The sequence below is a fragment of the Flavobacterium aurantiibacter genome (genome assembly GCF_002251775.1).
In the GTDB taxonomy this organism is placed as follows: domain Bacteria; phylum Bacteroidota; class Bacteroidia; order Flavobacteriales; family Flavobacteriaceae; genus Flavobacterium; species Flavobacterium aurantiibacter.
On sequence record NZ_NOXX01000109.1, the window covers coordinates 1 to 8,851 of the forward strand.

7 protein-coding genes and 1 pseudogene are annotated in these 8,851 nt (G+C 43.0%); 5 read left to right on the top strand and 3 right to left on the bottom strand.

All coding sequences use genetic code 11. The features are described from left to right. Positions 1-397: 397 nt before the first annotated feature. The 3 genes and pseudogenes from CHX27_RS01700 (at position 398) to CHX27_RS01710 (ending at position 4,792) form a co-directional block, all read left to right on the top strand. On the top strand, positions 398-1,675 hold the full coding sequence (locus tag CHX27_RS01700; protein WP_317048266.1) for a glycoside hydrolase family 16 protein: 1,278 nt from the start codon (positions 398-400) through the stop codon (positions 1,673-1,675). Positions 1,676-1,742: 67 nt separating this feature from the next. Continuing rightward, positions 1,743-4,034, top strand: a pseudogene (bglX, locus tag CHX27_RS01705) (beta-glucosidase BglX). Then, positions 4,034-4,792 carry a glycoside hydrolase family 16 protein gene (locus CHX27_RS01710; protein ID WP_094485041.1) on the top strand — a complete coding sequence of 253 codons (759 nt, stop codon included), beginning with the start codon at positions 4,034-4,036 and terminating at the stop codon, positions 4,790-4,792. The pseudogene bglX and the gene CHX27_RS01710 overlap by 1 nt, the downstream one beginning before the upstream one ends. 327 nt (positions 4,793-5,119) lie before the next feature. Here the strand turns inward: CHX27_RS01710 and CHX27_RS01715 are convergent, their stop codons facing one another. Then, positions 5,120-5,884, bottom strand: coding sequence for a TatD family hydrolase (locus CHX27_RS01715; protein WP_094485042.1), 765 nt, complete (start codon positions 5,882-5,884; stop codon positions 5,120-5,122). A 131-nt stretch (positions 5,885-6,015) separates the two neighbouring features. Here CHX27_RS01715 and rplU point away from each other — a divergent pair, with 131 nt between their 5' ends. Together rplU and rpmA are read left to right on the top strand one after the other, a co-directional pair. Continuing rightward, the gene (gene rplU / locus CHX27_RS01720; protein ID WP_094485043.1) at positions 6,016-6,432 is read left to right on the top strand and encodes a 50S ribosomal protein L21; all 417 of its coding nucleotides are present in this window, start codon (positions 6,016-6,018) and stop codon (positions 6,430-6,432) included. Between the two features lie 22 nt (positions 6,433-6,454). Then, a complete protein-coding gene (rpmA, locus tag CHX27_RS01725) occupies positions 6,455-6,715 on the top strand; it encodes a 50S ribosomal protein L27 (protein WP_094485044.1) in 261 nt (86 codons plus the stop codon). Between the two features lie 1,288 nt (positions 6,716-8,003). Here rpmA and CHX27_RS01735 read toward each other — a convergent pair. Together CHX27_RS01735 and CHX27_RS01740 are read right to left on the bottom strand one after the other, a co-directional pair. After that, positions 8,004-8,306: a type II toxin-antitoxin system RelE/ParE family toxin gene (locus tag CHX27_RS01735; protein WP_094485046.1), complete on the bottom strand. Its 303-nt coding sequence runs from the start codon at positions 8,304-8,306 to the stop codon at positions 8,004-8,006. Next, complete coding sequence (locus CHX27_RS01740; protein ID WP_094485047.1) at positions 8,303-8,527, bottom strand: addiction module component CHP02574 family protein; 225 nt, start codon at positions 8,525-8,527, stop codon at positions 8,303-8,305. Before CHX27_RS01740 ends, CHX27_RS01735 begins: the two co-directional genes overlap by 4 nt. Between the last annotated feature and the right edge of the window lie 324 nt (positions 8,528-8,851).

Consider the following 8,851-nt stretch of genomic DNA (forward strand, 5'->3'; position numbering starts at 1 on the left):
CTGGAAATTAATTTAATACAATTTTTGTCGTGTACTTAGGAAAAAGTTACTTTTTAAAAGCTTTACCGTTCTCAGCCTATTTTTGTTTTTAGGATGTGAAGAAAATAATAGCTTCGGGGAGTTAACCACTCCTGAAAATTTAGCCGTGACGGTAGAAATTATAGGTCAAGACGCTGAAAATCCGAACGGCGACGGTAGCGGATTGGTTAAATTTACCGCAACGGCCGATAATGCAATATCTTAACAGTTTGATTACGGGGATACAAGAAGAGCACCTGTACCTACTGGCGTTGTAACTCACGGATACACCACACCTGGTTTAAATACTTATACTGTAACAATTACTGCTACAGGAACTGCTGGTACCGCAACGACAATAACCACTGAAGTTACCGTTTTGAGCAATTTCCGTGACGATGAAGCAGTTGCATTCCTTACAGGTGGAACACAAAAAACCTGGTATTGGGCAGCGGGAGAACCCGGACACTTAGGTGTAGGACCAAATAACAGTGATGCAACACAAAACTATTTCCCTGTTTACTATGCTGCCGCACCTTTCGAAAAGGCAGGCTCTCCAGACAGTAGCTGTTTGTACGACAATGAATTAACCTTTCGAAAAGACGGCGACAACCTTTATTTTAGACTTGACAATGGAGGCAGTACATTTTTTCATGTCTCTTATCAAAGTGTAGGAGGAGGTAGTGCTGGAACCGATTTTTGTTACCCTTTCACGGTACCTGCTGAAGGAACTGTTGGGCTAAGTCCTTCAACTTCAGTAGTATTACAAAATAATGTAGCAGGTCAAACGCGCGGTACAATGCTCAATTTTAACAACAATGCATTTATGGGATACTACATAGGTCAAAGTTCCTATGAAATCTTGTCTATAACAGAGAACCGTATGGTAGTACGAGCTGTCATGGGTAACGATCCCGGTTTAGCTTGGTACCATATCTTCACGACAACACCGCCCGTACAAGATCCAGTAACCGACTACACAAACCTTGTTTGGTCTGATGAATTTGATGTTGCCGGAGCACCCGATGCAACCAAATGGGGCTACGACTTAGGTGGTGGCGGTTGGGGTAATAACGAGGTGCAAAGCTACACCAATAACGCGGCAAACGTTGCAGTTAGCGATGGTACCCTGAAAATCAATGCTCTAAAAACAGGCAACAACTGGACATCAGCACGACTAAAATCACAAGATAAATTCGAATTTACGTATGGTAAAGTTGAAGCACGTGCTAAACTTCCCGTAGGCGGAGGTACTTGGCCCGCTATTTGGATGCTTGGTGCAAATTTCCCCGAAGTAGGGTGGTCAAACTGCGGCGAAATTGATATCATGGAACACCGCGGAAATAGCCCCGGCGTAATACACGGATCGTTGCACTATCCTGGAAATTTCGGCGGTAATGCCAACACCAATACAACCAATGTAGCCAACGTAAGCTCAGAGTTTCACCTTTATAAAGTAGTTTGGAGCCCATCTTCAATACGTTTTTATGTAGATGACGTATTGTTCCATTCCTTTGCAAATAACAACAGTGTACCGTTTAATAGCGATTTCTTCCTAATCATGAATGTGGCTATGGGAGGAACCTTCGGAGGAACGGTTGCAAACGACTTCCAAACGGCAACCATGGAAGTAGATTACATCCGCGTTTACCAATAGAAATCCCTTTTAATTATGGCAGACATCGCATTCCAAAAGAATGCTGTCTGCCTTATTTTTAAGTAAAATGAAAATAGTAAAATCCGTCATTTGCCTCTCAATTGCCGTAGGCGTGGCCTGCAGTAGTACAGCTCCTGTGGCAACAAAGCAAACGGCATCGAAAAATGCAATTGATATAAAAGTTGATTCAGTTTTGAAACTGATGACGCTCCAAGAAAAAGTTGGACAGCTCAATCAGTACAACGGCTTTTACGACGTAACAGGTCCAGAACCCAAATCTGGGCAAGCAGCCGAGAAATTAGAACATCTAAAAAAAGGACTCGTAGGTTCGGTGCTCAACATTACCGGCGCCGAACAAGTTCGCAACATCCAAAAAATAGTGATGGACAATTCCCGTTTGAAAATCCCACTTATTTTCGGATTCGATGTCATTCACGGCTTTAAAACTATTTCCCCCATTCCGCTGGCCGAAGCTGCTAGTTGGGATTTGAAAACCATTGAAAAATCGGCACGAATGGCCGCTGAAGAAGCCTCAGCTGCTGGAATCAACTGGACGTTCGCTCCCATGGTCGATGTTTCGAGAGATGCTCGTTGGGGCCGTGTTATGGAAGGGTCTGGCGAAGATCCGTACCTCGGAAGTGAAATCGCCGTTGCACGCATCAAAGGTTTTCAAGGTACCGATCTCTCCGCAAATAATACCATACTCGCCTGCGCTAAACACTTTGTGGGATACGGTTTTGCCGAAGCCGGACGCGATTATAACAGCGTAGATGTCAGCGAATCAACTCTCGAAAACGTACTCTTTCCCCCATTCAAAGCTTCAGTCGATGCCGGCGTTCGAACCTTTATGAATGCTTTTAACGACCTCAACGGCGTTCCCGCAACAGCAAGTTCGTATTTGCAACGCGATGTGCTCAAAAACCGTTGGAAGTTCTCCGGCGCCGTGGTTTCCGATTGGGGATCGATCATGGAAATGATTCCACACGGATACGCTTCGAACCTATCTCATGCCGCCGAAATAGCTTTAAACGCTGGAAACGACATCGATATGGAATCCTACGCCTACGTGAATCATCTCGAAGATTTGGTTAGATCCAGTAAGGTTTCCGAAGAAAACTTAAACGATGCCGTACGACGTGTTTTAAAACTGAAATTCGAACTTGGCTTGTTCGACGATCCATACAAATACTGCGATGCCCAGCGTGAAAAAGAAGTGACCTTCTCTGAACCCTTTCAGAAAATTGCTTTAGACATGGCTTTGAAGTCGGTTGTATTGCTAAAAAACGAACAAAATTTACTTCCCTTACCAAAATCAGGGAAAAGAATTGCCGTGATTGGCGCACTTGCAGCAGATAAAACCAGTCCGCTCGGAAGCTGGCGAATAGGAGCGAGCGACAATACCGCCGTTTCGTTACTCGAAGGCTTGAAAAACTATCCCAACGCCCAAATTACATACGCAAAAGGAGCTGACGTAGCGCTTGGTGAAACCAAATTCGTTTCGGAACTCACTATCAATACCCGCGATAAAAGCGGATTTGCAGCAGCAATCGAAACCGCCAAGAATGCCGATGTTGTAGTAATGATGCTCGGCGAACACGGCCTGCAATCGGGCGAAGGACGCAGCCGGTCCGAACTCGGATTGCCTGGGGTTCAACAAGATTTACTAGAAGCCGTTTTCGCCGTAAACAAAAACATTGTGTTGGTATTGCAAAACGGCCGCCCACTAACCATTCCATGGGCCGCCGAAAACATTCCAGCAATAGTGGAAGCTTAGCACTTGGGTACGCAAAGCGGAAATGCCATTGCACAAATTTTGTTCGGCGATTTTAACCCGCAAGGAAAACTTCCGATGAGCTTTCCGCGATCGGTCGGGCAACTGCCTTTGTATTACAACGCTAAAAGCACCGGGCGTCCGGCTGCTAACGAACCCAACAGTGTATTCTGGTCGCATTACGGCGATGTTCCCAACACACCGCAATTCCCGTTTGGTTACGGACTCAGTTACACCACGTTTTCGTACAGTAACCTTCGCTTAAGTAGCACCAAACTGAATGATTCTGGAAAAGTTACCGCAAGTATCGATCTTACAAATACGGGAAAAGTAAGCGGAACTGAAGTCGTACAACTGTACATCCAAGACGAAGTAGCAACCGGAACGCGCCCCGTTAAAGAACTTAAAGGTTTTGAGTTGGTTACGCTAGCTGCTGGCGAAACCAAATCGGTAACGTTTACCATCGACAAAAAAATGCTTGAATTCTTTTCCGCAAACCGCAAATGGGAAACCGAAGCCGGCACTTTTAAAATTTATATCGGCACAAATGCCCAAACCAATTCGTTTAAAGTTTTAACCGTAGAATAATGAAAACTAAAATTGCAGTACTACTTCTTGCGTGCAGCCTTTCGGGATTTGCACAAAAGCGAAAATTAGTTTGGTCGGAAGAATTTAACGGCAAGACACTCAACGAAAAAGTTTGGAATTTCGAGCTTGGCGACGGTTGTCCGAATATTTGTGGCTGGGGAAATAACGAAAAACAGTTGTACACCCGCGACAACCACGAACTTCGCGACGGAAAACTCGTGATAAACGTAACCAAGAAAGACGACAAATTTTACTCGACCCGAATTACAACGGCTTCTAAAAAGGAGTTCAAGTACGGCCGTATGGAAGCGCGCGCAAAAGTGCCTACAGCCGTTGGAACTTGGCCTGCTTTCTGGATGTTGGGTGCAAACATTAAACAAGTGGGCTGGCCCAAATGTGGAGAGATTGATATTTTAGAGTACGTCGGACGCGCTCCGGGCGAAGTGTTTACTTCTCTGCACACACAGTCGAGCCACGGAAACACCATCAATACTAAAATTTCAAAAATTGCCGGAATCGATAAGGGTTTTCACGACTATGCTATTGAATGGAACGAAGAATCGATTGCATTTTTCGTCGACGGAAACTACGTGTACACCTACAATCCAGCGGTTAAAAACGAGGATACTTGGCCGTACAATCAGCCGTTCTATTTCATTTTAAATGTGGCTGTCGGAGGCAATTTTGGCGGTCCGTCCATCGATGAAGCGGCATTTCCACAAACATTCGAAATCGATTATATTCGGGTGTATCAATAATCGAACTCGGGTTTGTAGCAATACCGCCTCCACAAGCTTTTTGTCCAGCTTTATTTCCGCTTCAACCGCTCTTGCAGAAAAGTACTTCGTCCGGGAAAAATCGTTGTTTTAAAATGCGATATTTTTCTTTTGCACGCTTTTGCAATAGCGATTGGCGCGAAAATAAACGACAACTAAAAAACGTGTGAAGCTGTGTTTGAGATGGCGACCAGAGGAAGCCGGCTCAAAAACTAGCTGAACCGTTTTTTGTGTTGTTTATTGCAGCAAAAGCGCGACCTGCCGCTACCGCCACATTTCCACTAAATAGCGGCAGGGATTGCCCAAAAACTAGATTTTATAAACGCTTTTAGCATTTTGTGTTGTTGTGTGCGCCAATTCTTCGAAGGAAATGCTGTAAATGGCGGCTAATTTCTCGGCAATTAAGCGCAAAAATGCGGGGTCGTTGCGTTTACCTCGATGCGGAACCGGCGCCAAATACGGACCATCGGTTTCCAGAACGATTTCCGAAAGCGGGATTTCATGCAAAAACTGATCGATTTTCCCATTCTTAAACGTCGCCACGCCGCCAATTCCCAGCTTCAAACCTAAATCGACAGCTTGTTGCGCTTGCTGAAGATTACCTGTAAAACAGTGGAAAATGCCGTGCAAACCGCGATTTCGATACGATTTTAAAACCTCGAAAATTTCGTTAAATGCTTCGCGGCAATGAATGTTTATGGGCAAATTGAGTTCTAAAGCCCAGTCGATTTGCGTGCAAAACGCCTCGAGCTGCCAGTTGAGTGTCGACTTATCCCAGTACAAATCCACGCCAATTTCGCCCACGGCTACATAGCCGCCTTGTTGCAGTTCGGAGAAAACAATGGCGAGTTCTTCGCGGTAATTTTCTTTCACGTAACACGGATGTAAGCCCATCATTAGCGAAACTTGTTCCGGATACAATTGCTTTAGGCGTTTCATTCCGGCGTGCGAGGAAGCGTCGATTGCCGGTAAAACAAACTGCGAAACACCGGCGTTACGCGCTTGTTGAATTAACTCAGACTCCTGACTTTCAAACTCTTGACTGTATAAATGTATGTGTGTATCGATTAACATGCGACTGCGGTAAGTGCTGCAAAAGTAACCAAACTAAGTATTTGAAAGAATTGCATAAAGTTTAGTTGGTTGAAAAGTAGAAAGTTGTATATTTGCCGACATTTTATAAACAATTTCATAAACACATTGTTATGTACGCAATCGTAGAGATAGCAGGGCAACAATTTAAAGTAAGCAAAGACTTAAAGGTTTATGTACACAGATTGGCAACTGAGGAAGGTTCGAAAGTTACTTTCGATAAAGTTCTTTTAGTTGACGACAACGGTACAATCACTTTAGGCGCCCCGGCTGTAGAAGGAGCTTCAGTAGAAGCCAAAGTGTTACAACACTTAAAAGGAGACAAGGTAATTGTTTTCAAAAAGAAACGCAGAAAAGGTTTCAAAAAGAAAAATGGTCACAGACAATCGTTAACACAGATTGTTATTGAGGGCATTACTTTAGGAGCTGTTAAGAAAGCTGCTAAGAAAGAAGCTGCACCTGTAGCTGATGAAGCTGAAGCGCCAAAGAAAGCGCCGAAAGCTAAAAAAGAAGAAACAACTGAAGAGTAATAATATTTAAAACCTATAAACGATGGCTCACAAGAAAGGTGTCGGTAGTTCGAAAAACGGTAGAGAATCAGAAAGTAAGCGTTTAGGCGTGAAAATTTTTGGTGGCCAGGCAGCAACTGCGGGTAACATTATCGTAAGACAACGCGGTTCTAAGCACAATCCAGGTGCAAATGTGTACATCTCTAAAGATCACACATTACACGCACAAGTTGATGGTGTTGTAAAGTTCCAAAAGAAAAAAGACAATAAGTCGTACGTTTCAATCATTCCTTTCGAGGCGTAATTAAACGAGATTTTACCAGACAAACCCAATCAGTACTGATTGGGTTTTTTTTTGGGAGATTTTGAGATTTAAAGATTTCGAGATTTCGAGATTGAAAGATTTTGAGATTGAAAGATTTTGAGATTGAAAGATTTTGAGATTTAAAGATTTCGAGATTGAAAGATTTTGAGATTGGAAATTAATTTCGAGGGAGTGGTTTTTTCGAGGATCCCTTTGCTATCATTTTTAGAACAGCTTTACAAAAGAGGCCATTCGAATACAACAATTTTGAAAGAAAAGTTAAACGCTGGAAGGCTTTTTTTGCAGCTATTTTTTTTGTACTTTTCCCGTGTTAATGTAAATTCTACCAAGTTATGTTGAAGAATAGACCCTCTCGCGTTATTGGTTTCACTATTGCATTGGTTTTTATAATTACTTTCATAGCAGTTTCTTTACTTGTAAATGGAAAGTCGGATGTTGCGGGTCCTTTTTTTGTTGCTGGATCAACGATTACGATTTTTTTATTTTTTTACGTTGCCTACATATTGATGCTGCCGCGAAAAGGCAAGTAAACATTTAAGATTTCACTCGTACGGAGGCGAAATTAATTACCAAGAACAGCCTCGGTTTTTTTTGGAAGATTTCGAGATTTCGAGATTGAAAGATTAAAAGATAAGAGATTTGGGTTGAGGTACTTGGTTTCTGGGCAATCCGCTGCGGCAAATGTTTTGTGGAAATATAAGGCGCCGCACCGTCACGCCTTTCACTACAACAAAACGCCCGAAAAAGCACAAACACGAGTTATCAAAAAGCTTCTGAGGTCGCTTTTTCGCTTGGGTTTTTGTAAACCTGAACTCGGTTAAATATTTATGTAGGCTTCCCCTAATACGAACCGTTCATAAATCAAATTAACCAGATTTCCCCCGACTGCTCAGATTTCAAATTCACACCTTAAAGAACTATTGGTAAGAAACTTTCGCCAACGTCTTACCGCAGCCCGGATAGCAGCGAAAAACCCGTAAAGCGGCAGGTGCAAATTTGGCGTGCTTTTACTGGCGACCAAAGAAGCCAAAGTAAAAGCGCTGCCCAATGCGCCTGAAGCTGCGGATTTGCAGCGAATAGCCGGAAATGCTGCCCAGAAAGTTAAGCTGGTGAAAATACCGTGAATAACAATGGCCAATAAGCTGATAAACGTGAATTAGCTCCTAAAAAAGGCTGTGAGATTTTTCTTTTACAAGTTAAAATTATCGCTGTAATTGACCCTAATCTTTACAGCGAACTTGCGTTAACCAGTGTTTACTAACTTTTCTTACTGCCGCTTAAGCCAATTTTCCGGCGAAAGAGCGGTGTGAAAAACGCCTAAAACCGTTATGGTTTTCGTCTCTTCGTTAACATGATAATGTACCGCGTACGGGAAAACAGCCGTGTAGGCAGTTCGCACCGTTTTATACTTAACTTCAAACAAAAATGGGTTGCTGATAAGGGCTTTAATCGTGTCTGTAACAGCGGCCGAAAAATGTTTCTCTAAGCCGCTTTGTTTTGTCTTATACCATCCCTTAGCGCGCAGTACATCGTTTTTAACCTGTGTGTGATAAACTACATTATAGCTCATTCTGAGTCTAAAACTCTAAAAAGTTCGTCGATAGGTCCTAAATTGTTTGGGTTATCTAAATCAGCCAAACGGCTGTCTAAAATGTCTTTTTGCCATTGTGGTAGCTGTTGGTCAACTTTTTCAATGTTTGGATAATACTTTTTAATTAGTTCCCAATCTTCAATCGGAATGAAAACCCCCGTCGGCAATCCGTTAACGTCATTGATTATCTGTGTTTTCATACGCCAATAAATTTTCTTCTTTGTCCGAGGTAGTGTCAAAAATGCATTCTATACAAATGTAAAACTTTTATAGCTTCCTTTTAGTATGCCTTTCAGGTGCCGCTTACTTACTTTTACACCGCTCCGTAAACGACTTCCGCTTTCCCGTCTAGTAAGCCAAGCAACATCCCTTAGAAGCACCCTACTGTACTCGTGCACATTTCAAATTCGCACCTTAAAGAATTTTTGGCAACGATTTTTCGGTAACGACTCCCCGCAGCCCGGATAGAGGCGGCATCCTTTTTTGGAGCAACGCGGAATAAAAAGATACAGCCGAAAGCCGGA

What these genes read in the sequence shown, in the direction of transcription:
- CHX27_RS01710 (WP_094485041.1), top strand. Translation starts at nt 4,034, where the DNA reads ATGAAAACTAAAATTGCAGTACTACTTCTTGCGTGCAGCCTTTCGGGA.
- CHX27_RS01715 (WP_094485042.1), bottom strand. Translation starts at nt 5,884, where the DNA reads ATGTTAATCGATACACACATACATTTATACAGTCAAGAGTTTGAAAGT.
- rplU (WP_094485043.1), top strand. Translation starts at nt 6,016, where the DNA reads ATGTACGCAATCGTAGAGATAGCAGGGCAACAATTTAAAGTAAGCAAA.
- rpmA (WP_094485044.1), top strand. Translation starts at nt 6,455, where the DNA reads ATGGCTCACAAGAAAGGTGTCGGTAGTTCGAAAAACGGTAGAGAATCA.
- CHX27_RS01735 (WP_094485046.1), bottom strand. Translation starts at nt 8,306, where the DNA reads ATGAGCTATAATGTAGTTTATCACACACAGGTTAAAAACGATGTACTG.
- CHX27_RS01740 (WP_094485047.1), bottom strand. Translation starts at nt 8,527, where the DNA reads ATGAAAACACAGATAATCAATGACGTTAACGGATTGCCGACGGGGGTT.